This window comes from Aquimarina sp. U1-2, assembly GCF_017897595.1.
In the GTDB taxonomy this organism is placed as follows: domain Bacteria; phylum Bacteroidota; class Bacteroidia; order Flavobacteriales; family Flavobacteriaceae; genus Aquimarina.
In genome coordinates, this window is the sequence record NZ_JAGKIK010000004.1 from 258,468 (window position 1) to 283,675 (window position 25,208).

The window sequence follows — 25,208 nt, forward strand, 5'->3', positions numbered from 1 at the left end:
ACGTAAGCGATTGAGTAAAAAACCTTTAAAAGAACCCCATTTCCGCCACAATTTACACTTCGACGAAACACTATTTTTATCGACAAAAAACAAGAATTGTTTGTGAGAATAAGATATATTCATTAATATTGTATTTAGAAAATATAACACTAAGCAAGTGGAACAACCTCAATTAAAATGCGCGGTAGTAGATGATTCTCGTCTACAGAGATTAGCTATAGTAAAGCTAATCGATGAACATTCTTCTTTAGAACTGGTGGCGGAATGGAATAATGCTATTGAGACTAAGAATGGCTTATTAGATACCAAAGTGGATTTACTCTTTCTCGATATCGAAATGCCTATACTTACAGGTTTCGATCTTTTGGATGATCTGGAAAATAAACCTCACATCATTTTTGTCACGGGAAAAACCAAATATGCTTTTAAAGCATTTGATTATGATGCTATTGATTATTTGAGAAAACCTTTGAAAAAGGATCGCTTCAACGCAGCAGTAGATAAGGCATTAAGTATGTCGCGCCTAGGTGTCGAAGGTGTACCTGTAGAGGACGATGATTATATTTTTGTAAAAAGTAATCTTAAAAAGCGAAAGATCTTCTTAAGTCAATTAAAATACGTAGAAGCTTTGGGTGATTATGTTAAATTAATTATGGAAGAGGGTGATCCTATCGTTGTGTTGGCTACTATGAAATCATTTGAAGCCCAGTTGCCTAGTGATCGATTTTTAAGAATTCACAAGTCTTACATCGTAAACCTGGATAAAGTAGAGCGTTACAATAGTCGAAATATTGAAATTGCTGATGAAAAAATTCCTTTAAGTAGACACAAAAAACATTCTCTTATCGAAGCGCTAAATAATTAGTAGTAATCTACATTAATTAGTATTCGTACTCCCGAAAACTCCTTAATACTTTTAAAAGACTTAATAACTTTATGCACGGCTATTTTCGTCTTTGACAACGATTGCCCTTGTGGAATTTTAAGTAGTACGTTTTTATGATATTGATTTCGTATTCTAGGAATGGGAGGAAATTCTGGCCCTAAAAGATGATCTGAGAATATATTGGTTAATGAGGTAGCCAACCAGTTCATCGCTTCGTTAACTTTAGTATAGTCTTTATGTTTAGCAGTAATTTTGATGAGCTTATAGAAAGGTGGATATTTATATAGTTTCCGTTCTTCTATTTGATCTTTATACATGCCTATAAAATCGTTAACCGATACTTGCTGAAGAATTTGATGATAGGGATTATACGTCTGTATAAGCACTTTTCCTCTTTTTTTAGTTCTACCGGCTCTACCCGACACTTGTTGCATTAATTGAAAACTTCTCTCATGTGCTCTAAAATCCGGAAAATTAAGCAAGCTATCTGCGTTCATGATTCCTACAAGGCTTACATTTCTAAAATCTAATCCTTTAGAAAGCATCTGCGTACCCACAAGAATATCGATATCTCCATTTTCAAAGCTATTGATTATTTTTTCATACCCATGCTTTCCTCGTGTACTATCCTGATCCATTCTGCCAATGGTGTGCTCGGGCAATAACTCTTGTAATTCCTTTTCTATTTGCTCGGTACCAAAACCCTTTGTCGATAGTGCTGTACTATGACATGCCATGCACTGCTTCAACATTGCAATATGATAACCACAGTAATGACATCTTAATTGATTTTTAAAATTATGAAACGTTAAACTCACATCACAGTTGGGACATTGTGGAGAGTGCCCACAGGTATTACATTCTACAATCGGCGAATATCCACGTCTATTTTGAAAAAGAATAACCTGCTCACCCTCTCGTAACGCATCCCGAATGCTATCTAATAAGGTATCGCTAAAATGACCAGTCATTTCCTTCTTTTTATATTTGGTTTTTAGATCTATAAGATTAATTTCTGGCATTAATACATCACCAAACCTTCGTGTAAGTTGGACTACACCGTATTTCTCTTTTTTGGCATTAAAATAGGTTTCTAAAGATGGTGTTGCAGATCCTAAAAGAACTTTTGCAGAAAACAAGTTGGCCAAAACGATAGCGGTATCTCTTGCATGATATCGTGGTGCGGGATCATATTGTTTAAATGTACTTTCATGCTCTTCGTCGATAATGATGAGACCTAAATTTACAAAAGGAAGAAAAATAGCAGATCTTGCTCCGATTACAAATTGCGCTTTCCTTTTGTTATCTTTACTATTATTCCATGCCTCTACCCTTTCATTTATAGAATATTTAGAATGATACACGGTAAGCTGCTCCCCAAAATATGCTTGCAAACGCGAGATAAGCTGTGTAGTTAACGCAATTTCAGGAAGTAAGTACAATACTTGCTTACCTTCTTGAAGCATATTTTGGATAAGCTGAACGTAAACTTCTGTTTTTCCAGAAGATGTTACCCCATGTAATAAACAAACCTGTTTTTCAAGAAAAATTGTTTTGATTTCTTCAAGGGCTTTTGACTGATAGGTGTTTAGCGCTTTGATCGAACTAACCTCTCCCTCAAAACTCACCCTATCAGTTTGCATAATGTATTCAGAAAGAATTTTTTTATCAATTAAAGCTTTCACCACAGATGATGAACTGTTTGACCGTTTGACAAGCGTCGCCATTTTGATAGGCTTCGTCTGTTGAGCTTGTAAACTAAACATTTGCAATAGTACTTCTCTTTGCTTTGGTGCCCGACTCATTGCATCTAAGAGTGTGCGTAATGCTTCTTCTTCCTGAAAGTCAGGATGCAATTTGATGTATCGTGTTAATTTCGGTTTATATTGTTCATAGATTTCTTCTTTTATGAATACGACCTCTTTTTCAATCAATCTCTTAATCACCGGAAGTACATTTTTTCTTCCTATAATCGTCATTACTTCTTGTATACGAAGTAAACTTTGATATTGTAGTGCCTCGAAGATCAAAAATTCATCATCTTGTAATGTAGACTCCTGTATTTCTGTTTTTTCATTTCTTAAGATAATAGATTCGCTTTCTAATAAGAAAGCGCTAGGTAAGGCAGCACGCATCACTTCACCTCTGGTACACATGTAATATTGTGCAATCCAGGACCAAAGCTTTAATTGATTAGCCGTAACTATTGGAGTTTCATCAAGAATATGCTCGATATCTTTGGCTTCGTATACTAAAGGAGGGTTTTGATGCACGCTCACTACCAAGGCTGCATATACCTTACTCTTACCAAATTGAACAGCTACTCGCATTCCCGGTTTTATATAGCCGGCTTCATCTTTGTTTATGCTATATGTAAACTCTTTATCAAGTGGAATTGGAAGGATTACATCTATAAAATATGGCATTTTTAAACAAAATATAAAGTAACTATCTCAGGATAAGCGCATGAGGCATCTGTTAGTCACTAATTTTTATTTCCGAAGCAAGCCTCGAAATAATTAAACCCGAATTATCTAATGAAAAATTATAAAATATATTGTAACGAAAGTACAAGTTTAGTTTGGAAAAATTATCAAATCGATGAAGAACTGAATAAAAATATAAACCGAAGCAAAGCAACACCTTTGCCTTAATCGCATCGATTAATTGAGAATTCCACGTTTTGGGATTGACTCTTTGAGTGTATTAGAAACTAAAAGCGAGCCTTATATCCTAGATCTTCGTGCTATAAACTTAAAATCTGAGAGCGATACCTGAGCAAAACTTCAAGGTATTGTTGTCATTCAATTATATTCTGACCCATTGCTGTGTTCTATACAGAAAAGCGATGTAACCTCGAACGTTAAGAATGTTTTTGTTTTCTTCGTCAACCCAAAGTTTACATCGGTATACTTTACCGTTCTCGGGATCCAAAATAGTCCCATCCTCATATTCATTACCATCTTTTTGAAGATCACGTATAATAACCATTCCTTCGATAGGTTTGTTATAGTTATCTCCTTTACATTCGATGCATACCTTATCTCTATCAGACTCTTTTAATATTCGTTTGATTTTACCGTATATTTTATTATCAGCTTTATAAATCTCGACTATAGACCTAGGCTCGCCGGTATTATCGTCGATTGTCTTCCATTTGCCAAAAATAGCTTGTTGGGCATTTGCTGCCCCGCTTACTAATACAACAATAAGTACTATTCTGATTATCTTCATTTACTGAATTTTTATAATGAATGAAAAATAAGTAATTACAAAATTATTGTAACCCTAGCATTCCATTTTTTATGCCTTCGCTAGCTGGCTCTTCACCCAACCAAATTTTAAAAAGGGCGTATTTAAAATCACGACCTTCTATCGTGCCTAATTTTTTTCCATTTTTATAAGCTTCAACACCCTTTCCTTTTACATAAACAATATCAAAAATATCGTTTTTCACTATAGGATCTGAAAAGAATCTGATAAACTTGTTGATTCGTTCTTGTAAAGGTTGGGTATTACCGAAAGTAGCTTTGTTAAAACCATCTCTAACCGCCTTTATCATTTTCTTTTGCGTCACAAAGCTAGACACAATGTTGAGTTTGATAGCCATGGTTTCATCGGCATCCAAAATTACTTTTGGATCTCTACTTTTTTCTGAAAGATAGAGACCGCCGGCGTATAAGTCGATCCAAAGCATCTCTCTCATTCCGGCTCCATTTAATTTTAAATCGGTACCGGCAAAATTTTCTTCATAGGGTAGAATAGCTTTTCCTACCCTGATTTGCGCAGAAACTGTTATAGACAATACCATCACTGCGAAAAAAGTAATTTTTTTCATATTACATACGTAGTTGGTTGGGGTAAATTAATATTTAGTTTATAAAATGTGAATACTTAGTTTAACAAATAAGCTATGCGTGCATAATAATAAAAGCTATATTTATTTTAATTTCTGTAAATTTTCATCAGGATTTCAGGCTAAAAACCTTCAAATTCAGTAGTTTTTCTTTACAGCGTGTTTACTTTATCTTAGAAGACTTATAAAAAATAATACACCTTCTCACAATACATAAAGCAATACTACATGTAATTAAAGAACTACCTAATTTTTAATACTATGTTTTCAAAATAATTACGCAAACAAAGTGCATTTTTCTTACGTCAATTTCAAATTATTTAATAAATTGATGTAAACTTTATTACCTAAATCAGAAAAGTTTACATCAATTCATTATAAAAATACGACAATATTTTTATTGTTAAAACTGCCCAAGCATTTCTTTTTTTAATCCTTTATCAGCTGGTTTATCTCCTAACCAAATACCAAATAATGCCTTTTTAAAATCTAGTCCGGCGATATATCCTTTCTCTTTTCCATCTTTGTAGATCACACTTCCTTTTCCTTTCTCGTAAACAATGTCGTAGATCTGATCAACTTCGATTTCTTCTTGAATAAAACTTAAAAAAGTATCAATTCTTTCTTGGTAAGGTGCAAGATTACCATTCGTAGATTTTTCGAAACCAGTTCTTAAAGCGCCTTCCATCTTACTTCTTGACATTAATCCAGAAACGATATGTAGTTTTATTGCCATTGTCTCATCTGCTTCGACAATTGCTTTGGCATTTGTATTTTTTTGTTTTACATATAACCCTCCTGCATATATATCAATAAAAAATTTCTCTCTTAGACCATATCCATTGATTGTAAGATTTTCGCCATTAAACGTTACAGTTTTAGGAAGTACAGCATCCCCTACTTCTATTTGGGCTTGCATGGATATTGAAGAAATCAAAATTAAAAGTACTACGCTCAGTTTTTTCATTTTTAAAATTTATTAAAGTTTATGTTATTAAAATGTTTCAAAATTTTTCTTTAATTGATTTAGTGATGCATTTAATTCGAAACCTAATAGTAATAGATTTGCATTAAGCCAAATATAAATCATCAATATCAAAACGGCTCCTATTGAACCATATAGTTTATTGTAGGTAGAAAAGTTATCTATATAAATTCCAAACAAATACGTTGTTATTATGATTAACATGGTTGTCATTAAAGCACCAGGCGAGAAAAATTTGTTAAGTTTCCCTTCAGAAGTGCCAAAATAGAATAATGTTGCTATGATCCCAAATATCATTAAAACAAACAGTAAATACCGTCCGAAGGTTAACCAAAAAACGGTATCATTAACTACTCCTATTTCATTTAAATCATTAACCAAATAGGTAAAATACAAGGTTCCTATTACTGTAATTAGCAACAACGATGCCACAATGATAGATACTCCAAGTGCGATTAAATATTGTCTAACAAAAGTACGGTTTAAGCTTACATGGTAAGAATACCCAAAACCTGAAAAAACGGCATTAATACCATTGGTCATAAAAAAAATTGAAAGTAAAAAAACCGTAGATAGCAAACCCGCTCTTGGATTTGATGCAATGTCTTCGAAAATTGCCGAAAAGAAATTCGAAGTTTGTTTGGGTAATAACTCATTAATAAATTCGAAGAAATTACTCTCGAAGTTCTCTATTGGCACATACGGAATTAAATTAAGTAAAAAGAGTAAAAATGGAAATATGGAGAGAAAAAAACTCCAAGCTATGGCACTAGCTCTGGCAGAAAATGTTCCTCTTATGATACCGATCACATAAATTTCTATTAAATCATAAAGAGACAGACCTTCTAAACCAGGAAGAACTGCTTTTTTTCCATAGGCAACCAAAATATTGATGATGGGAATTTTTGCTAATTTATCTTCAATAGGTTTTGTCATGCGCTTATACTGCCTTCAAACTTAAGTCAAGATTATGTACAGAGTGTGTTAAGGCCCCGCTACTTATATAATCAACCCCACATTCTGCATATTTTCTTAGTGTTTGTTCTGTAATCCCTCCACTAGATTCGGTAAGACATTGGTCACCGATCAAATCGACAGCTTTTCTAGTATCTTCGTAATTGAAGTTATCTATTAAAATACGATAAACACCCTGGGTTTCAAGAATTTCTTTAATTTCCTGAAGATTACGAGCCTCAACAATAATTTTAAGATCAAGATGGTGCTTTTTTAAATATTCCTTGGTTTTCTCAATAGCTTTTTTGACTCCGCCGGCAAAATCGATATGGTTATCTTTCAACATAATCATATCGTAAAGAGCGAATCTATGGTTCTCCCCACCCCCGATAGTTACTGCCCATTTTTCTAAAGCTCTAATTCCCGGAGTAGTTTTGCGCGTATCCAAAATTTTTGTGTCTGTACCTTCTAAAAGTTTTACAAACTGACTGGTCTTGGTCGCAATCGCACTCATTCTTTGCATCGCATTAAGTACCAATCGTTCTGCTTTTAAAATAGACTGAGAGTTTCCTGATACATAAAAAGCTTCATCCCCATAGGCTACAGCACTTCCATCGTGTATCATTATTTTCATAGTTATGTTGGGATCAATATATCTGAATACTCTTTTAGCAAATTCTACTCCGGCTAAAATTCCTTTATCCTTTACCAAGAGTCTGGCTTTACCGGTAGCTGTACTTGGGATACATGCCATCGAACTATGATCTCCTTCGCCTACATCTTCTCGAATAGCGTTCTCGATAATCAAATTAATTTCTTTATCAAATTGAGCTTTACTAATCATATTGAATGGTTATTTTTGCTAATGTAAAAAAAGAAGTCGGAAGTACGAAGCCTTATGCATGTGCCATTGTAATGTAATTTCATTTATTTGTAATTATACGACGCTGTTTGCAGCATAAAGTGATAAAAACTTATATTATGAATATTAAATTATTGGTAATAGGTAAGACAGATAACAGACAATTAGAAGATCTGATAAACATCTATACCAAAAGATTAAGTTTTTATGTAAAGTTTACTATTGAAATTATTCCGGATCTAAAAAATTCAAAAAATCTAAGCGAATTACAGCAAAAGGAAAAGGAAGGTACTTTGATTTTAAAAAAAGTTGAAAATTCTGATCATTTGATTGTACTAGACGAAAATGGAAAGCAGCTCAATTCTATTGATTTTTCTGAGTTTTTTCAAAAAATGATGAATAGCGGTATCAAGCAATTAGTTTTTGTTATTGGCGGTCCTTATGGCTTCAGTAAAGCTGTATATGATCGAGCAAATGGCAAATTATCGCTGTCTAAGATGACATTCTCACATCAAATGATACGATTATTTTTAGTAGAGCAAGTATATAGAAGTTTTACTATTCTCAAAAATGAACCCTACCATCATCGATAATATAGAAAGTAGCTATTTGATTTACCTTGTGCATTAGAAGTAGATTATTAATTACATTTGCCTTCTAATTAACTTATAGTTTATGCTCTTGTACCTCAAACTTATTAAATTTGATAATCTATTAATTCTTGCTTTTGCGCAACTATGTATCAAATTCGGACTTTTTTCACCTTTTGGAATCGCTATCACACTAAGCAATTTTGGTATTATTTTACTAGTTATAGCCACAATTTTAATTGCTGCAGCAGGAAATATAATCATTGCAATATATGAGCAAGAAAATAAAGGATTATTGCACGGCGGGATTACCATCAAATCTGCATACCGTTTGTTTGTAATTTTCAATGTTATTGGTGTTCTCATTGGTTTCTACTTGGCAAACCTAGTCAACAAACCTAGTTTTGCGGCTTTATTTATTCTAGTGTCAGGTGCTTTTTATATGTATGCCACATCTCTTAAAGAGCTGCTTGTGGTCAAAAATTTAGTTATCGCCATATTAGGTGCGTTGTGCTTGATTGTCGTAGGGATTTTTGATTTACTCCCTGCTATCACGGTAAAAAACCGCGCATCGCAAACGGTTATTTTTTCTATCGTTCTAGACTATTCGATATTTGCGTTTATCATTATAGTTATGAGAGAAATTATTAAGGATTGTTTGTTTATGAACAGAGATCATCGTTTAGAAATTAAAACCATTCCGATGGTTTTGGGTAAGGAGCGTGCTCTAAAATGGATAGGTATTGTTGCTCTAGTTCCGATAATAGCTATACTTTACTATGTCTACACCTATTTATTCTCTAATACGCTAGCGGTTATTTTTGCATTATTTATTTTAGTTGGTCCGCTAATTTACTTTATGATACGATGTTTTACTGCGGAGTCACATCAACATATCGCTATTTTAAAACGACTTTTAAAATTAGAACTTATAGCAGCAGCAATATCTTTATTATTTTATCAATTTATATTAATTTAAATTATGCTGAACACTATTTTAAAGAATCATTCTATAATACTTGCTTCAGGTTCTCCCAGAAGACAGCAATTTTTTAAAGATTTAGGTGTAGATGTTACAATTGATGTAAGAGCAGTTGACGAAATATATCCAGAACATTTAGAAAAAGAAGAAATTTCGAATTATTTAGCCAAATTGAAGGCGAACGAGTTCAAAGATTTAAGACCTCAAGACATTTTAATTACCAGCGACACTATTGTCTGGCATAAAAATGAAGCACTTGGCAAACCCAAAAATCTTCAGGATGCAAAAGACATGATTACTTCATTGTCGAATACTACGCACGAGGTAATTACATCGGTTTGCTTTAAAACTGTACACCAATGCCAAATAATTCATAGCACAACAAAAGTTTCGTTTAAAGAACTTACACAGGATGAAATTGAATATTACGTAAACACCTATCAACCGCTAGATAAAGCAGGAGCGTATGGTATACAAGAATGGATAGGTTTTATAGGAATTACAGCAATAGAAGGAAGTTATTTTAATGTAATGGGTTTGCCTGTACATCTTGTATATGAAATGTTAACAACACTTGCCAGATCCTAACATTGTTGTAATTTGTATAAAAAATTTGAGAAAATGAAAAAAGTACTACTGCTATCAACCATTCTGGGAGTTTTGCTATGTATTGCCTGTAACCGTATGAATGCCGATGTGGCACATAAAAATCATGAAAAATCTGAAGAAACCATAAAAAAATCTTCAAAAACGCTTTCTGAAGAATTTAAAAAATACTGGTATGCCGGTCATGCCGAAATCACATCTTATGCACTAGAACAAGTTCGCTATGGCGAAATACGAAAAGGTACCGCAGCATTAATTTATGTGACCGAAGATTTTCTGCCTAATGAACAGGTAAAGGCAGATAACAGCAATCCTAAAAACATTCCGGTATTAAAGCTTAACGCTACAAAAAAATTCAATACAGGGATTTATCCCTATTCTATTATGCAAAGTACCTTTTATCCGGTATCCGATAATCAACATGCTATCAAAGTATCAAGTTCTATACAAGAATGGTGCGGTCATATCTATGCGCAACTGAATAATAGAGACAAATTCGATATTACGGCTCATTCTTACTTTCAAAACGAAGCGGATCAAAACTTTTCGTTAGACAAAGCTATCCTAGAAAATGAACTATGGACAAAAATTAGAATTGATCCTGATCATTTACCTACAGGAAATCTAGCTATTATTCCGTCTTTCGAGTATTCTAGACTTAAACATAAAGAGATCAAAAGTTATACAGCAAAGGCTTCTATTAACAAGAATGGAACTACAACTAGTTATTTCCTTGAGTACCCCGAACTCAAAAGAAATGTTACCATTACATTCAATACTTCTTTTCCGCATGAAATAGAGAGCTGGACCGAAAGTTTCAAAAGTGGTTCTGGACCAACTGCTAAAGAACTGGTAACCAAGGCTACAAAAATAAAACGTATCAAATCTGCTTATTGGAATAAAAACTCGAATAACGACAGTACGCTTCGAGAAGATTTGGGGTTATAAATACCTATTTATTGGCACCGCCAAAGGGGATAATACCCCAAGGCCTATCTCGAAATTGAAAAATTGTTTTCAACGAATGCCTCGCGGGCTTGCCCATAGGTAGTTTACTTTTTTCAATTTGCAAATAAGTGATATTCAAATTACAATAATTATAATAAGAACAGTATACCTATGAAAAAATTAACCGCATCAGAAATTAAAGAACGATTAGCAACTATAGATGGATGGGAGTATCAAGATGATGCAATTCATACGAAATTCGAATTCAATGATTTTAAAGATGCTTTTTCGGTAATGACCCGTATCGCTTTTGAAGCCGAACTACAACAACATCATCCCGACTGGTCCAATGTGTACAACACCCTGCAAATTAGTTTATCCACCCACGATGCTGATGGTGTAACAGATAAAGATTTTAAGCTGGCCAAAACTATAGAAGAAATTATAGAAGGAGCATAAACATTTGTCAAAAACTTGGTTTCTACTTATGTTTGTATGTACAATTTAAATTTCACTTATGGGAAGAGCTTTTGAATTTAGAAAAGCACGTAAAATGAAGCGTTGGTCTGCAATGGCCAAAGCTTTTACTAGAATAGGAAAAGACATTGTAATGGCTGTAAAAGAAGGCGGTCCTGATCCTGATTCTAATTCTCGTCTAAGAGCAGTTATACAGAATGCCAAATCTGTTAATATGCCAAAGGATAATATCGAGAGAGCTATTAAAAGAGCTTCAGATAAATCCCAGGGAGACTACAAAGAAGTACTTTTTGAAGGATATGCACCACATGGTATTGCTATTTTAGTCGAAACAGCAACAGATAATAACAATAGAACTGTAGCCAATATAAGGTCATATTTTAATAAATGTGATGGCAATTTGGGAACTTCAGGATCTGTAGAATTTATGTTTGACCATACTTGTAACTTTAGAATTAATGCTGAAGGAATAGACCCCGAAGAATTGGAACTTGAATTTATCGATTTTGGAGCTGAAGAAGTTTTTCAAGATGAAGATGGAATCTTGATTTATGCCCCCTTTGAGAACTTTGGGGCCATTCAAAAAGAACTAGAAAGTCGTGAAATTGAAATATTATCCTCAGGTTTCGAGCGCATTCCGCAGGTGACAAAAAAGCTAACTTCAGAAGAGGCGGCAGATGTAGAAAAATTATTAGAAAAAATTGAAGAAGATGATGATGTACAAAATGTATATCATACTATGGAAGAATCTTCAGCATCATAAATTCTATATTAATCTCAATAAACTTGATATTCACACAAGGGAATACATCTATTTCTGAATTTCAGATACACTTCTAATACATGTAAAGCGACTTATTCTATAGTAGTTATAATAGAACAAGTCGCCTTTACTTCACTATTTTTTTGAATAACTACTTTAAGAATACATAAACAGTTTCGTACCCTGATCCAAATCTTTTAAAATTTCTAAAATTTGTTCTTCTAGGTGCTTTACCCTTAAAAGTAACAATTCTTAAGATTCGCTTATACCCGAACTCGTTAGGTAACTGCAGTACTACGTTAAGCCAGTCTATGTCTCTTGGACCGGCACCTGGAATAGGCGAAGCACTCTCTGCAATTACTCTACCGTTAGGAAATTCCCAGGCAGGTGTAGATAAATGTTGGTAGTGTGTTCCGATGGTTTGACTAAAATCTACGTGCAAATCTCCGACATCATCAATTGATGCTTTATACAAATCTGCGAGTGGACCTTTTCCCGCCCATTCTGAAGAAGGTTGTAATTCATAAGCTTGTATACCTCGAGCATATACCACTTTTTTCACTTTAAGTCCTTTTGCATTGGCATCTGCCTTGGCTTTTGCGATAATATCATTAAAATCTAATGTGCTTGCTTTAGCCATAAAAGAAGCTTCGTTACTTAAAGAATCATTATCATCATCACTTAGAAGATCATAATCATCATTGGATAAAGGTACATTGGTTTCAGATTCTTTGGATTGCACTCCTTGTTCTTCGAAAGAATCATTTTCTTTTGAACATCCTACAGTGAGTAAAAACGTCCCTAGCAATAGGGCAATAAAAAAATTACTTTTCATGATTAAAAGGTTTTAAGATTAATTATAAAGTTATAACGTATTAAAACACAAGAATATTTTATAAGACCCTTTGTGCATTAAGAAAAGAATAGTAAAAAAATGTCAATTCGAGTGGTTTTTCGTAATAACTTCTCGACTCCGCTCCAGATAACTTGAAGAAAAATTATACCGATAATAGCTTTGCTGATCTAAAATTGTACGTCATCCTAGCGTAGTCAAAGGCCTTTACACACTTCTTCCTTCCGGTCAAAGCAAGTAAAAAGTTGCTTCATCTGAGCAAAAAACCTTTCGCAAGCGTACCATCTGGCAGTTTCCTTATCGGTCGGTGCTACTTAAATCAAAAAAGTCTAAACCATTTCATAAACAAAAACGAAACAATCAAATGTGTTCTGGATCAAAGCTATACTTCGGTATTTTCCCTTTTACTCCCTTAAAGAAACCATACATATATTTTAAATCTTTCTCCATATCATCTGTAGGATAGAATGGTTCTGAAATCTTACTTTGTTTATTTCCAAAATCAAAAGTGACCATAATAATAGGAACTTGTGCCGCCTTTGCAATGTGATAAAAACCAGTTTTCCATTCTGAAACTTTTTTACGTGTTCCTTCTGGTGCAATAGTAAGGCGTAACTCGTTTCTTTTTTCGAATGATTTTGCTATGGCTTCCACTTTATTTTGCCCCGGAGTTCTATCTAACGGGATGCCTCCTACTTTTTTAAGATACCATCCTAAAGGCCATTTGAACAATTCTTTTTTTGCCATAAAATGTATTCGAACACCGTCAATCTTTCGTATTAATAGCCCAATGTAGAAATCATGCCAACTGGTATGGGGTACAGCAATAACAACGCATTTACTAACTGTTTTTTTACTAAAATCTCCTATCATTTTCCAACCTAATAGATTATGGTAAATAAAAGAATAAAGACGTTTCATAAAATTGAGTTGTAGTAACGATATTTCAAAAATAGATGATGAGCTGGTTTAACTTTTTTGATTTAGGGCAAAAATGAAGATTTTGTGCTTAGATGAAGTAATTTTTTACTTGATAGCAGTGCTACGGAAGTTTAAATTACGAAATATAAGGGCAAAACAGCATTTTTCTAACTAATTAAAAAAAGTGTTTGAACCAGTTTCTATAAAGATCGATAGATTTCTTTTAAAATATCAGCGTTTACTTCTGATTTCCATTTTGCTCCCAATGCATTTTCCCATAGGGGTTCCAGGCTTAGGGCTACATTTGTCATAACATTAAGTTGGTCTTCGGTTACATTAGCACATACCCCAACAGGTAAACTAATGTTGTGTAATTCTTTCATTTTTTTAAAAATTGCTACACCTTCGGGATAATATCGCTCTAATTTATCGAATACAATACAATTGCCTATCCCGTGTTTGGTACCCAAAACATAGGCTAGGCCATAGCTCATGGCATGGGCGACACCTACCTGCGAATACGCAATACTCATACCACCATGCCAAGATGCCATCATTAATTTTGCATCTGCTTCTTCTTTGCTTAATGAATTCGTTACAAAAATCTCTTTACACAGATCTAACGCTTTTTCACCATAACTTTGACTAAAAGCATTTAAATAGGTCCCATCTAGTGATTCTATACAATGAATATAACAATCCATACCCGTATAAAACCATTGATCCTTGGGTACATCTTTAATCAACTCGGGATCCAAAATTACCTGATCAAAAGGAGTAAAATCTGAATTAATTCCCAATTTACGTTCGGGTCCGGTAAGCACGGTTGTTCTAGATACTTCAGCTCCTGTACCAGATATAGTGGGTACTCCTACATGAAATACAGCTTTATTTTTTACCAAGTCCCAGCCTTGATATTCTGACGCACTTCCTGGGTTAGTAAGCATTATGGCCACTGCTTTAGACAAATCTAATATTGATCCTCCTCCTATTCCTATGATTCCACTAGGAATATATTGATACTTCTTTTTTATTTTAGAAACAATATCATCTACTTGTGACGTTTTTGGTTCTTCTGCGGTTGATATATATATAATCTCATCTATTGAAGATAAGGGAATTCTATCTTCAATAAATGCCTTATTAGTTTCAAATACACTATCAATCAAGTAAACAAATGGTGCAATCCCATTACGCTCAACTGCTATAATCTCTCCAATTTGATTAAAAGCCCCTTTACCGAATACCACTTTGGGCACCATAGGAAAATTTTTATGATCAGAAGTATGCCCTTCGGAAGTAGTAATTGTAGATTTCGTTTTCAAAACATTTTCTTTGTTCATTGTTTTTTTTGCTCTTTCTAAATCTTCCGGGGTATCAATTTCAACACCTTCGTGTTGTGTTTCAATCATTTTAATATTTTTACCATATTCTAGATAGCGTATACATTCTATTTTTTCTGAAGCTTCTAAAGCTCGCATGGGTAGATTGTAAAAATCTAAAATCGCTTGTTTACGAAAAGCATAAACACCTTTATGCTTATGGTATGTATAATCTAGTTCTTTATCTCTTGGATACGGTATGGGAGCTCGAGAAAAATAAAGCGCATAGTTGTTTTCATCTACAATAACTTTTACACTATTTGGATTCATTATATCATCCCAATCATTAATTGGGGTCATAAGACTTGCCAAATCGATTTTATCAGAATCATCCTCATAAAAAACATTCAATACTTTCTCTAAACTTTCACGATCAGTAAAAGGTTCATCACCTTGAACATTAACTACAATATCAACGTCCATATTTTCTACTGCTTCAGCAATTCTATCACTACCACAACTATGCTCTTTTTTACTCATAATCGCTTTACCCCCATGATTTACTATCTCCTGATATATAATATCACTATCGGTAACTACATATACAGCATCAAATAGTCCTGATTGGATGGTTGCTTCATAAGTACGTCTTATGACAGTTTTACCGGCAAGATCTTGCATTAATTTTCCTGGAAATCGCGTTGCAGCATATCTCGCAGGTATCATTGCGATGATTTTTAGTGTATTTTTGTTCAATGTATGTTGCTTTTCTAGAATTGCAAAAATAGCTTTTTTTACTCAATTATGTAATCTCTGCGAGTGGGAAGTTATCATATTTCACGTAGAAAATCGTCACCGATTCTCAATAACAGGTTATGAACCTATTCATTTTCGCTAAAAAAATCATTCTTAAAACCTATTAAATACAATTTTTCTTTAGCTCGGGTCACAGCGGTATACAACCATCTCAAATACTCTCTAGTAATTCCATCGGCTAAATAGGGTTGCTCTATAAATACTTTATCCCATTGTCCTCCTTGCGATTTATGACACGTAACCGCATATGAGAACTTGACTTGTAAACAATTGAAATACTTGCTATTTTTTACTTTTAAAAACTTTTTATATTTAGATCTTTCTTCTTCATAATCTTTCATAACTTCATGATATAATGTATTCGATTCTTCGTAAGTTAACGAAGGTGTTTCTGAAGTAAGTGTATCTAATATGAGTACGGTTTCAAAAGGATCTTGATTAGGATAATCGACCATATTTATTTTCACCTCTGCAAATCTAAAACCATACAGTTCTTTAATAGCAAAAATTTCGAGTACTTTTATAATATCCCCGTTAGCAATAAAACCAGCATCACTTTTGCTATCTAACCAGAAATAATTATTCTTTACCACCATTAAGTAATCTCCGGCAGAAAGCTCTTCTTCTTGAAATAGAATTCTTGATCGTATTTGTTGATTATAGATATTGGCTCTTTTGTTGGACCGCAATATAATTACAGACTCCTCGTGACCAGAACTTGCATATGCCTCTTGCAAGGCTTCAATAATTTCTTGACCGTCTAAAAATCTGACTATATCTGCATATCCAGTAATTTCAAATTGAAAAGAACTATAAAAGCCATCATTAATAGACGCTCTTAAACGTGTAGCGTTCATTAAAATACCACTATCCTCTGCTTGTCTTACTACTTCATCTAGTTCAATTTGTATCACATCTTTATTGAATCCTACAGATAGATTATCAGGATTGAGTGCCGGACTAACTTCTAATTTTACCGGCGGCAATTGTGCCGTATCGCCTATAAATAAAATTTTACATTGGTATCCAGAATATACATACATCATCAGATCGTCGAGCAGCGAACCATTTTCAAACAATTTACTATCGCTAGGTGTATCTGGAATCATAGAAGCTTCATCTACAATGAAAATGGTATTGCGGGCTTTGTTTTGTTTTAATTGAAAAGCTAGACCTCCGCTTTTATCTTTTTTGGGATAATAAATGTTTCTGTGGATTGTTTGTGCCTGCTTCCCAGAGTAGTTACTTATAACTTTTGCAGCTCTTCCTGTGGGAGCCAAAAGTACGGCGCTTAATTTAGCTTTCCACAAATTTTTAACCAAAGTACCCACCAGCGTTGTTTTACCAGTTCCCGCATAGCCTTTTAATAAAAAAATAGAATTTTTGCCGCTGCTTAGAATAAAATGAGCTAATTTTTGAAGTACAATATCTTGTTTTAGAGTGGGTTCAAAAGGAAAATCTTTTTTAAGTAATTCATAAAATTCTTTTCCCTTCATTACTTCGTTTATTATGCTAATGGGTTTTAATACACCAAAGATAGGAATGATTTTTTGGCAATAAACTTTTACGATTAAAAAAAAATTGTAGATTTGCGTATACACTAATGTTTAAAGCTAAATCATAAAATGAAAATTGTTATACAATTAGTTCTGTGGGTAGTTATAGGTTTTTTGGGATACCTGGTATTCAATTCTATTAACGGTCCGGTGAAATTCAATAAAATCAAACAAGCGCGATATGCTCAAGCCGTTGAAAATCTACGAGAAATCCGTACCGCCCAATTAGCTCATAGATCTATAACAGGACGATTTGAAAAAGATCCTGAAAAACTAATCTCATTTATAGACACGGCAAAATTTACGCTTACGCAACGAAGAGATTCCAGTTTTATACGTTATAATAAGATTTTGAGAATAGACGAACCTAAAGATACTGTAGTTGTAGATACATTAGGGTACGCTTCGGTAAAAGATTCGCTATTCAAAGCTGATGGTCATAAAAATATGATGCAGGTTCCTGTGGAAGGAGTTGATGCCAAATTTGAAATGAATGCAGGTTTCATTAATAAAAATGATCTGCGAATCCCTGTATTTGAAGCAAAGGTAGGTAAAGATGTACTTTTACATGATCAAGACAGAGATCTTTTGGCACAGGAAAAGGAAGTAGTTTCTGTAGATGGAGTAAATGGTCCCTATTTATCTGTTGGATCTATGACAGAAGTAATGACGTCGGGTAACTGGCCAAGAACGTATGGTGCAAACGACCAATAATCATATAAAAGATACAAAACATACATTGTCCATTCAGGTTAGCTTGAATGGACTTTCTTTTTGTATTGTAAACGCGAATAAGCAAATAGTAACACTTGAAAAAGACGCTTTTGGCATACAGCTTACACCTGAACAAGTGCTTCAGAAAATTAAACATCACTTGGATACAAATCCATTTTTAGAAACAGATTTTGAGACTATTGAAGTTATTCATCAAAACATGTTATATAGCATCGTCCCTAAGGCGCTTTTTGATGAGAATACCGTAAAAGAATATTTAAATTATAATGTAAGATTACTTCAAAATGATTTTATAGCTTACGATGAACTAGACCAACATGAAATGAATATAGTTTATGTTCCCTACACCAACATCAATAATTTCTTTTTTGAAACTTTTGGGGCTTTTACATATAAGCATATTAGTACAATTTTATTAAACACGCTTCTTTTACAAGAAAAAAATAGCGATACCAGTAAGGCATTTGCAAATATGAATGATAAGTCGTTTGACCTTGTCATTATAGTAAAAGGTAAATTAATTCTGGCTAATTCTTATCATCACACAACGAAAGAAGATTTTCTATATTACCTGTTATTTACAATCGAACAAACAAAATTAAACGCAAGGGATTTTTCTTTGGTATTCTTAGGGAACATTCAAAAGACGAGTGACTATTACGATATCGCATGTACCTATATAAAGAATGTAGATTTTGGCAGTCATGATCAAAATTATTCATTCGCCTCAAGCACAAATCCTATACAACCTCACGAATATTTTTCACTACTTAGTCATTTTTAAATATGCGTATTATCTCTGGAAAATATAAAGGAAAAAGACTTTTCGCTCCCAAAAAACTACCCGTTCGTCCCACAACAGATATGGCAAAAGAAGGACTTTTCAATATCTTGAATAATCAAGTTACGTTCTCAGACATATCAGTAATTGATCTATTTGCCGGTACTGGTAATATTAGCTACGAATTTGCATCGAGAGGCACAGCAGATATCATTGCTGTCGATTCGCATCATTTATGTTTACGCTACATTAAAAGTATTGCTGAGGAGCTTGACATTTCTTTAGAAATTATTAAATCTGACGTATACACCTTTTTAGAAAAATCGAATCGAAAGGCCGACATCATTTTTGCAGATCCACCTTACGATTTTAAAACAGAACAATTTTCCAGAATAGCACAGCTAGTATTCGAAAAAAAACTGTTGAATAAAGATGGTATCTTAATCATCGAACATTCAAAATATATGTCTTTAGAAGATACGCCTCATTATACCCATTCAAGAAAATATGGTGGTTCTGTTTTTAGCTTTTTTCAGTAAACTACCTCAGAGTATTATGCCCTTTGGCGGTGTCAATAAAAAGTGAAATACAAGTATCACATTAGTCACTCATTACCGAAGTCCTAATAGAAAACTCATCTATGGTAGTAAGGTTACTTAGTGAATTAATCTGTTCTGAAGCGTTGCTTATAATGTCTTCATAAAAAGCCAGCACTTTTGCATCAAATCCAGGTGTATCTTCAGCTGTAAGCTTAAAAATATCCATTTGATAGATAAAATTGTTTAAAATATGATGACTAGAGGACAACATTGCTTTATAAATGTTTAATTTCGCACTTTCCATCTCTACTTTTTTATTAATTCTAAACGTATCTATAAAAAGGAATACAACAAATATCAAAAACGGAATTATCATTTCGTCAATTTCGAACTGCTCTACGCTAGATAGAAAAGCCATAAATTTCTCAAACAAATCAAGTTCTAGAAAAATTGAAGATAAATAAATGAAAATTGATAAGGCTAATCCGAATAATGTGAGTTTATACTTATTCATTGGATAGGGGGAATTAGAGGGTTAGGGTTTTTTGTATGAATATAATCGTTATTATTACTATAATGCGAAAATTAATTAGCACGATAGGTTGTCGATTTTATGTTTAGATTATCTAAATATCCTGTGTTTTCATTAAGTAGTATTATGACTGCTGTCGTTCTATCATAACGATACATCAAGAACAATACTGCACATCACTACAATAATATTTTACTAAAATTTAAGTATATTTTAGGTTAAATATAAACAAAAACCATAGCTTTAAGATAATTTACTTGTAATTTAACATTAGGCTTTTGATGTAAAGCCATAAATGTACAAAGTAAAATATATAAAATCATACATGTAAAGTCAGTGCATAGCGCACTATAGCTATCTATTTACCTAACAAAATTATATCCCTTAAGCAACCTCTTCTCCTGTAGATGCCTCCCAGACCATAAACCATTCTTCGTCAGTAATTTCTAAAGTAATAGCTTCTTTTGCTGCCTTTATTCTATTAATTTGTGTAGAACCAACTACAGGAATAATCCCCGAAGGATGCTTAACAATCCAAGCCAAAAGGATTTGATCAACAGACAAATCATACTTTTTCGCCAGCTGATTTACAATAGTAAGAACTCGAGCTACTCGTTGCTCGGGATGCTTTGTAAAAAACTTACCGCCCCCCAAAGTTGAATATCCCATAGGCTTAATACCAAATTGCATACATTGATCTAACGTACCATCTATGTAAGGTTCTAGATGTAAAGCGGATATCTCTATCTGATTAGTTGTGAGAGGAATACAACTATTTAGTAACGTAAACTGAGATGGTGTAAAATTAGATACCCCAAAATTAAGTACTTTCCCATCTTGTTGTAATCTTGAAAAAGCATCTGCAATCTCTATAGGATTTAATAAAGGGCTAGGCCTGTGTATCAAAAGCAAGTCAATATAATCTGTATTTAGATGGAGTAAAGAATTCTCTACCGACCTAATTATATAACGAGTAGAAGTATCGTATGATTTAATCAAGTTTTCAGGACGATTAGATGTTACAAGCTTAATACCGCATTTTGTAACAATTTGTATCTTTTCACGAAGTGAATTCATCCCCTTCATGGCCTTACCAAAAAGTGCTTCGGTAGTGTAGTGCCCATAAATATCGGCATGATCAAATGTAGTTATTTCGTTATCTACACATTCATTGATAAGTTGCTGGGTTTGATTTACCGATAAATTAGCGCCCCATGATCCCCAATTCATACAACCTGCAACAATTTCAGAAAAAACAGGACTACTTTTTGACATTTACTTTTTTATTTTTAAAAAGGACATTAAATTATTAATTGTCCGTTATTATATCTAAGATTTAACCGAGAAGTCATCCTGAATTCATTTCAGGATCTCATTAAATTTATTTTCAGTACATTGAGATGAGAAGCTGAAACGAGCCTGTGCTGAACTCGTTTCAGTATTCAGCTTGACGCAAACCGTTTCGATTAAATTACGGATATTCATATTAAATTAAAACATTTAACTAATAATCAATAGCATCATAAATCATTCGCTGTATTTCTGATCGAATATCGTTGGATATTAATTTTCGGTTAGCAGAATTAGGAAATGTACGATTACTTAAAAAAACATAAATAATTTCTTCTTCGGGATCGGCCCAAGTAAACGTACCAGTAAAACCGCTATGACCAAAGCTTGTCATAGAAATACATCCACACGTAGGACCAATATCTCCTAATTGCGGTTTATCAAATCCTACCCCTCTACGCACATCTTTATGGCAGTAATAACACGTATTAAATTTTTCTAAGGTTTGACTTTTAAAATACTGTTTACCGCCATAATAACCGCCGTTTAGATACATTTGCATCATTTTGGTTACATCGTTGGCATTCGCAAAAAGTCCGGCATGTCCACCTATCCCACCAAACATAGCCGCTCCTTGATCATGAACATACCCATGAATAATTTCTTTTCTAAAAGCTTGATCATCTTCAGTAGGTACAATTCGCTTTTTCTTAAATCGCTTAAGGGGTAAAAAAGAAGTATTATTTGCTCCTAATGGTCGATAGAAATGTTGTTGGGTTAAGGCATTGAGCGTATTACCATAATGATTTTCTATGTATGTTTTTAAAAGATAGTAGGGCAAATCACTATATTTATAACTGAGCCTGTTACGCAACTCACTATCTTTAATTCTTAGCATCAAAGAATCTTTCATATCACTACGCAGGTATAGGTTATTAGTGACTTCTATATTAAATTCTTCAGAAAACCTATTGCGATAATATTTTTTATCAGGTTTAAGCGTTATGGTGTCTAGAGTTTTTAAATAGAACGGAATCCAAGCTTTTAATCGTGCATAGTGCGATAGCATAGACCTAACCGTGATATCTTTTTTATTCGAATCTTTGAACGAGGGTAATAATTCACCAACCCTTGAATCTAAAGAAATCAGGCCTTTATCTGTCATCTCAATAGTGAGTGGTAAGGTAGCCAATATTTTTGTAAGTGATGCCAAATCATAAACATCAGACCCCTTTACCTTACGTATGTTATTGTAAGTATGATACCCATAATTTTTATCAAATATCACTTTTCCTTTTCGAGCTACAATAAGTTGCAGACCAGGTGTCATTTTTTCTCTTAATGTTCGATGAACTATAGAGTCAATTCTGCCTAATTTATATGAATTTACTCCTACGCTTTCTGGAAGACCGTATGTAAGTCTTTTTAATGATCGTGTTTCGATTCCTGTTCCTTCAGGAAATTCTTCATTAAGACTTACTGGCAGTTTACCTTTAGCTTCTAACGCACCAAAAATAAGTTGTGCCGTTTTTTCTTGAGCTACACTACTGTTTTGATATGCCATAACGATACCTTCAAAATTTGTGGTAGAAAGTATATCCAATGCTGCATACGGACGAGCAAAAATACTTAGAATAGTAGTATTAAGTCGAGCTATTTCATACAACCAAACTAATTCTTTATCGGTAAACTTATAGGCTGCCCATGGTGAAGTATTCGGTTTGTGAAATCCTATAATTACATAATTATACTGGCGCAATTCATTCATTATGTCACTTAATTGACTGGCTTTTACCCAATCTACTTTTGCATATTTGCTAAGTTGATTATAAAATGCATCACCAGAATCATCTCCAAAAGAGACATATGCAATCTTTTTTAGATCCAAATTTTTGACAGGCAAGGTTGCTCTTGCATTTTTTATAACTGTTAACGAATGTTCTACCAACTCATGATGTAATACTTCATTCTTTACACTATTCAATTCTTGGTAAAGGAACGCCTCATCTACGGGTTTGTAATGATGAAGTCCGACCTTATATTTTGCAAGCAATATTTTTCGTACAGAATGCGCCAAACGCTCCTCTGTAATTAATTTGGAATAATAGGCCGAAATTATTTTTTGAGAAGCCAGTGGTACATCTTCAGAAATTAATAACACATCATTACCGGCTAAAAAAGCGGCCAAATCTATATCTCCCGGATCTTTGAAATCGGATGCTCCTTTCATATTTAAAGCATCGGTAAAAATTAATCCCTGAAATTCTAGTTTATCTTTTAGCAAAGTAGTAACCACATTTTTTGAGATGGAAGACGGGTACCCAGAACGGGATTCTAAACTTGGGATATTAAGGTGAGCAACCATAACGCTAGAAAGTCCTTCACTAATCAGTTTTCGATATGGATATAATTCGACACTATCAATTCTTTGAGCATTAAAACCTATAGTAGGTAACGTTTTGTGAGAGTCGCTGTCGGTATCGCCGTGCCCGGGAAAATGTTTTGCACTAGCCAAAATCCCTTCTTTTTGCATTCCTTTCATAAAAGCGAGGGATTTTTGTGTTACTTTTTCCTTATTTTCTCCAAAAGATCGATTTCCGATAATTGGATTTTTCGGATTGGTATTGATATCAACTACAGGTGCAAAATTAATATGAACACCCAGACGTTTACAGTGTCTGGCAATCTGCCTGCCGGTCTCTTCAATTAACTGATTATTCTGAATAGCGCCCAAAGTCATATTCCATGGAAATGCCTTTGTAGAATCTAATCGCATTGCTAAGCCCCATTCTGCATCCATCCCGATTAGCAAAGGGATTTTAGAAAGCGATTGATACTCATTATTTAATTTTGCTTGCCTACCCGGACCGCCCTTTGAAAAGATGACGCCCCCTATATGATAATCTTCAATTAACCGCTTAATCTTATCGGTATCCTTTTTAGGTTTGGAAGAGAAGATATCGACCATAAACAACTGACCTACTTTTTCTTTTAAAGTCATGCTATTATATACACTATCTACCCAACGCTTTTGAGCTTCCTGATCTTTTGATAATAATGGATTTTTCTGCTGTGCATACAATACAGAAGAAACACATGTAATAGTAAGAAGAATGTAGGTTTTAGTTTTATGCCACACGAAAAATTTAGTTTAAAAATCGGTTGTGCCAACTTTGTTTTGCCGGTACTTCCCAGTTCGTTTTATACTCAGCAATATTGGTCACCAGGTTATTAAAGACGATAGTATTTGGGGATACTGATCTATTTTTTGCCATTTTCTTAAAATCGGCGAGGGTTTTATAGGCTACGAAGTCTCCTTGTTTAAAAGAAACGTTCATTTTATCCATAAGATCGACTTTATAGGTACGTTCTAGTTCCTGAATAAAATGTACAGATGCATCGATAGAGCAACCGGTGGCTGCATTGAGCGCTTGGTCTAAACCTATTGTTATAAATCGTTTGTATTTGATATCATATCCTGCCTTAAGATCGGCACCATGAGCCGTCCATTTGGCGATAAATTTGTCTAATTTCTGTTCAATTTCTTCTAATTCTTCTGAAGAAAACGATCTATTTGCTTGATAAATCCATACTCTGGACGTTTCAGCTAGATCATTAAAATCTACCAACATCTGCTTTTATTTTACGTAGCACTAAAGTAATAAAACTATTTCTTTTTCATATCGAAGTAAAACGTAATATTTTTAATCAGTATTGTCCGGTTAAAGAAAATAAACCGCTGCGCTGCTATAAAATAGAACAAAGACTTATTTGTAAATACTTGTCTCCTATGGTTTTTGAAGTAAAGGCGATTCAGTTTCAAAATAAGTTGTCTAAATTTTAGAAAAGCAAGGTGTCTTTTCTATAAACTCATACATCTTTAATGGTAATAGCGATTTTTAGAGCTTATCAATCTTTTTATCGGACAACAATGATCTTTAAGACCGAAACAAT

Annotated in this window: 24 protein-coding genes and 1 pseudogene; 10 read left to right on the forward strand and 15 right to left on the reverse strand. The window is 33.7% G+C overall.

Features of this window, described 5'->3' with window-relative positions; all coding sequences use genetic code 11:
* Positions 1-157 precede the first annotated feature (157 nt).
* Positions 158-865, forward strand: a complete 708-nt coding sequence (locus J8281_RS07810) for a LytTR family DNA-binding domain-containing protein (protein ID WP_210197057.1) — start codon at positions 158-160, stop codon at positions 863-865.
* Here J8281_RS07810 and priA read toward each other — a convergent pair.
* From priA to nadC, 6 genes are all read right to left on the reverse strand, one after another.
* Positions 862-3,312 carry a primosomal protein N' gene (gene priA / locus J8281_RS07815; RefSeq protein ID WP_210197058.1) on the reverse strand — a complete coding sequence of 817 codons (2,451 nt, stop codon included), beginning with the start codon at positions 3,310-3,312 and terminating at the stop codon, positions 862-864. The genes J8281_RS07810 and priA overlap by 4 nt on opposite strands.
* 382 nt (positions 3,313-3,694) lie before the next feature.
* Positions 3,695-4,120, reverse strand: a complete 426-nt coding sequence (locus J8281_RS07820) for a DUF2147 domain-containing protein (RefSeq protein ID WP_210197059.1) — start codon at positions 4,118-4,120, stop codon at positions 3,695-3,697.
* Positions 4,121-4,163: 43 nt separating this feature from the next.
* The gene (locus J8281_RS07825; RefSeq protein ID WP_210197060.1) at positions 4,164-4,724 is read right to left on the reverse strand and encodes a chalcone isomerase family protein; all 561 of its coding nucleotides are present in this window, start codon (positions 4,722-4,724) and stop codon (positions 4,164-4,166) included.
* Positions 4,725-5,145: 421 nt separating this feature from the next.
* Positions 5,146-5,709 (reverse strand): chalcone isomerase family protein, encoded by a 564-nt coding sequence (locus J8281_RS07830; protein WP_210197061.1) that lies wholly within the window; start codon positions 5,707-5,709, stop codon positions 5,146-5,148.
* 27 nt (positions 5,710-5,736) lie between these two features.
* Positions 5,737-6,663: a YihY/virulence factor BrkB family protein gene (locus J8281_RS07835; protein ID WP_210197062.1), complete on the reverse strand. Its 927-nt coding sequence runs from the start codon at positions 6,661-6,663 to the stop codon at positions 5,737-5,739.
* A 4-nt stretch (positions 6,664-6,667) separates the two neighbouring features.
* Entirely contained in the window at positions 6,668-7,525 is an 858-nt protein-coding gene (nadC, locus tag J8281_RS07840; RefSeq protein WP_210197063.1) for a carboxylating nicotinate-nucleotide diphosphorylase, read from the reverse strand.
* Between the two features lie 137 nt (positions 7,526-7,662).
* On the opposite strand from nadC, the gene rlmH reads away from it, so the two are divergent.
* From rlmH to J8281_RS07870, 6 genes are all read left to right on the forward strand, one after another.
* Entirely contained in the window at positions 7,663-8,136 is a 474-nt protein-coding gene (gene rlmH, locus J8281_RS07845; RefSeq protein ID WP_210197064.1) for a 23S rRNA (pseudouridine(1915)-N(3))-methyltransferase RlmH, read from the forward strand.
* A gap of 82 nt (positions 8,137-8,218) precedes the next feature.
* Positions 8,219-9,112: a geranylgeranylglycerol-phosphate geranylgeranyltransferase gene (locus tag J8281_RS07850; RefSeq protein ID WP_210197065.1), complete on the forward strand. Its 894-nt coding sequence runs from the start codon at positions 8,219-8,221 to the stop codon at positions 9,110-9,112.
* Between the two features lie 3 nt (positions 9,113-9,115).
* Positions 9,116-9,703 (forward strand): Maf-like protein, encoded by a 588-nt coding sequence (locus tag J8281_RS07855; protein WP_210197066.1) that lies wholly within the window; start codon positions 9,116-9,118, stop codon positions 9,701-9,703.
* Positions 9,704-9,736: 33 nt separating this feature from the next.
* A complete protein-coding gene (locus J8281_RS07860) occupies positions 9,737-10,669 on the forward strand; it encodes a septum formation inhibitor Maf (protein ID WP_210197067.1) in 933 nt (310 codons plus the stop codon).
* 171 nt (positions 10,670-10,840) lie between these two features.
* Positions 10,841-11,128, forward strand: a complete 288-nt coding sequence (locus J8281_RS07865) for a 4a-hydroxytetrahydrobiopterin dehydratase (RefSeq protein ID WP_210197068.1) — start codon at positions 10,841-10,843, stop codon at positions 11,126-11,128.
* A gap of 58 nt (positions 11,129-11,186) precedes the next feature.
* Positions 11,187-11,909, forward strand: a complete 723-nt coding sequence (locus J8281_RS07870) for a YebC/PmpR family DNA-binding transcriptional regulator (protein WP_210197069.1) — start codon at positions 11,187-11,189, stop codon at positions 11,907-11,909.
* A 151-nt stretch (positions 11,910-12,060) separates the two neighbouring features.
* Here J8281_RS07870 and J8281_RS07875 read toward each other — a convergent pair whose 3' ends face one another.
* The 5 genes and pseudogenes from J8281_RS07875 to J8281_RS07890 all read right to left on the reverse strand — a co-directional run bounded on the left by J8281_RS07875 (position 12,061) and on the right by J8281_RS07890 (position 17,317).
* A complete protein-coding gene (locus J8281_RS07875) occupies positions 12,061-12,744 on the reverse strand; it encodes a DUF3455 domain-containing protein (protein WP_210197070.1) in 684 nt (227 codons plus the stop codon).
* 378 nt (positions 12,745-13,122) lie between these two features.
* Positions 13,123-13,683, reverse strand: coding sequence for a 1-acyl-sn-glycerol-3-phosphate acyltransferase (locus J8281_RS07880; protein WP_210197071.1), 561 nt, complete (start codon positions 13,681-13,683; stop codon positions 13,123-13,125).
* A gap of 200 nt (positions 13,684-13,883) precedes the next feature.
* The gene (locus J8281_RS19645; protein WP_246849031.1) at positions 13,884-14,945 is read right to left on the reverse strand and encodes an iron-containing alcohol dehydrogenase family protein; all 1,062 of its coding nucleotides are present in this window, start codon (positions 14,943-14,945) and stop codon (positions 13,884-13,886) included.
* Between the two features lie 63 nt (positions 14,946-15,008).
* A pseudogene (gene kdsB, locus J8281_RS19650) lies at positions 15,009-15,731 on the reverse strand (3-deoxy-manno-octulosonate cytidylyltransferase); the annotation flags it as partial.
* Between the two features lie 155 nt (positions 15,732-15,886).
* A complete protein-coding gene (locus J8281_RS07890) occupies positions 15,887-17,317 on the reverse strand; it encodes an ATP-dependent RecD-like DNA helicase (protein ID WP_210197073.1) in 1,431 nt (476 codons plus the stop codon).
* Between the two features lie 129 nt (positions 17,318-17,446).
* Here J8281_RS07890 and J8281_RS07895 point away from each other — a divergent pair, with 129 nt between their 5' ends.
* From J8281_RS07895 to J8281_RS07905, 3 genes are read left to right on the forward strand one after another with little or no spacing between them, the layout of a single operon-like run.
* Entirely contained in the window at positions 17,447-18,091 is a 645-nt protein-coding gene (locus tag J8281_RS07895; RefSeq protein ID WP_210197074.1) for a hypothetical protein, read from the forward strand.
* Positions 18,072-18,896: a DUF3822 family protein gene (locus tag J8281_RS07900; protein WP_210197075.1), complete on the forward strand. Its 825-nt coding sequence runs from the start codon at positions 18,072-18,074 to the stop codon at positions 18,894-18,896. The genes J8281_RS07895 and J8281_RS07900 overlap by 20 nt, the downstream gene beginning before the upstream one ends.
* A 2-nt stretch (positions 18,897-18,898) precedes the next feature.
* Positions 18,899-19,432, forward strand: a complete 534-nt coding sequence (locus tag J8281_RS07905; RefSeq protein WP_210197076.1) for an RsmD family RNA methyltransferase — start codon at positions 18,899-18,901, stop codon at positions 19,430-19,432.
* 61 nt (positions 19,433-19,493) lie between these two features.
* Here J8281_RS07905 and J8281_RS07910 read toward each other — a convergent pair whose 3' ends face one another.
* The 4 genes from J8281_RS07910 to J8281_RS07925 all read right to left on the reverse strand — a co-directional run bounded on the left by J8281_RS07910 (position 19,494) and on the right by J8281_RS07925 (position 24,886).
* Positions 19,494-19,946: a hypothetical protein gene (locus J8281_RS07910; RefSeq protein WP_210197077.1), complete on the reverse strand. Its 453-nt coding sequence runs from the start codon at positions 19,944-19,946 to the stop codon at positions 19,494-19,496.
* Between the two features lie 402 nt (positions 19,947-20,348).
* Positions 20,349-21,239: an aldo/keto reductase family oxidoreductase gene (locus J8281_RS07915; RefSeq protein ID WP_210197078.1), complete on the reverse strand. Its 891-nt coding sequence runs from the start codon at positions 21,237-21,239 to the stop codon at positions 20,349-20,351.
* 229 nt (positions 21,240-21,468) lie between these two features.
* Positions 21,469-24,393 (reverse strand): glycoside hydrolase family 3 N-terminal domain-containing protein, encoded by a 2,925-nt coding sequence (locus tag J8281_RS07920; RefSeq protein WP_371812595.1) that lies wholly within the window; start codon positions 24,391-24,393, stop codon positions 21,469-21,471.
* 7 nt (positions 24,394-24,400) lie between these two features.
* Positions 24,401-24,886 carry an ABC transporter ATPase gene (locus J8281_RS07925; protein WP_210197079.1) on the reverse strand — a complete coding sequence of 162 codons (486 nt, stop codon included), beginning with the start codon at positions 24,884-24,886 and terminating at the stop codon, positions 24,401-24,403.
* Positions 24,887-25,208: the final 322 nt, after the last annotated feature.

Coding starts and splice junctions, on each gene's coding strand:
- priA (WP_210197058.1), bottom strand. CDS start 3,312: ATGCCATATTTTATAGATGTAATCCTTCCAATTCCACTTGATAAAGAG.
- J8281_RS07820 (WP_210197059.1), bottom strand. CDS start 4,120: ATGAAGATAATCAGAATAGTACTTATTGTTGTATTAGTAAGCGGGGCA.
- J8281_RS07825 (WP_210197060.1), bottom strand. CDS start 4,724: ATGAAAAAAATTACTTTTTTCGCAGTGATGGTATTGTCTATAACAGTT.
- J8281_RS07830 (WP_210197061.1), bottom strand. CDS start 5,709: ATGAAAAAACTGAGCGTAGTACTTTTAATTTTGATTTCTTCAATATCC.
- J8281_RS07835 (WP_210197062.1), bottom strand. CDS start 6,663: ATGACAAAACCTATTGAAGATAAATTAGCAAAAATTCCCATCATCAAT.
- nadC (WP_210197063.1), bottom strand. CDS start 7,525: ATGATTAGTAAAGCTCAATTTGATAAAGAAATTAATTTGATTATCGAG.
- rlmH (WP_210197064.1), top strand. CDS start 7,663: ATGAATATTAAATTATTGGTAATAGGTAAGACAGATAACAGACAATTA.
- J8281_RS07850 (WP_210197065.1), top strand. CDS start 8,219: ATGCTCTTGTACCTCAAACTTATTAAATTTGATAATCTATTAATTCTT.
- J8281_RS07855 (WP_210197066.1), top strand. CDS start 9,116: ATGCTGAACACTATTTTAAAGAATCATTCTATAATACTTGCTTCAGGT.
- J8281_RS07860 (WP_210197067.1), top strand. CDS start 9,737: ATGAAAAAAGTACTACTGCTATCAACCATTCTGGGAGTTTTGCTATGT.
- J8281_RS07865 (WP_210197068.1), top strand. CDS start 10,841: ATGAAAAAATTAACCGCATCAGAAATTAAAGAACGATTAGCAACTATA.
- J8281_RS07870 (WP_210197069.1), top strand. CDS start 11,187: ATGGGAAGAGCTTTTGAATTTAGAAAAGCACGTAAAATGAAGCGTTGG.
- J8281_RS07875 (WP_210197070.1), bottom strand. CDS start 12,744: ATGAAAAGTAATTTTTTTATTGCCCTATTGCTAGGGACGTTTTTACTC.
- J8281_RS07880 (WP_210197071.1), bottom strand. CDS start 13,683: ATGAAACGTCTTTATTCTTTTATTTACCATAATCTATTAGGTTGGAAA.
- J8281_RS19645 (WP_246849031.1), bottom strand. CDS start 14,945: ATGGTGCCCAAAGTGGTATTCGGTAAAGGGGCTTTTAATCAAATTGGA.
- J8281_RS07890 (WP_210197073.1), bottom strand. CDS start 17,317: ATGAAGGGAAAAGAATTTTATGAATTACTTAAAAAAGATTTTCCTTTT.
- J8281_RS07895 (WP_210197074.1), top strand. CDS start 17,447: ATGAAAATTGTTATACAATTAGTTCTGTGGGTAGTTATAGGTTTTTTG.
- J8281_RS07900 (WP_210197075.1), top strand. CDS start 18,072: ATGGTGCAAACGACCAATAATCATATAAAAGATACAAAACATACATTG.
- J8281_RS07905 (WP_210197076.1), top strand. CDS start 18,899: ATGCGTATTATCTCTGGAAAATATAAAGGAAAAAGACTTTTCGCTCCC.
- J8281_RS07910 (WP_210197077.1), bottom strand. CDS start 19,946: ATGAATAAGTATAAACTCACATTATTCGGATTAGCCTTATCAATTTTC.
- J8281_RS07915 (WP_210197078.1), bottom strand. CDS start 21,239: ATGTCAAAAAGTAGTCCTGTTTTTTCTGAAATTGTTGCAGGTTGTATG.
- J8281_RS07925 (WP_210197079.1), bottom strand. CDS start 24,886: ATGTTGGTAGATTTTAATGATCTAGCTGAAACGTCCAGAGTATGGATT.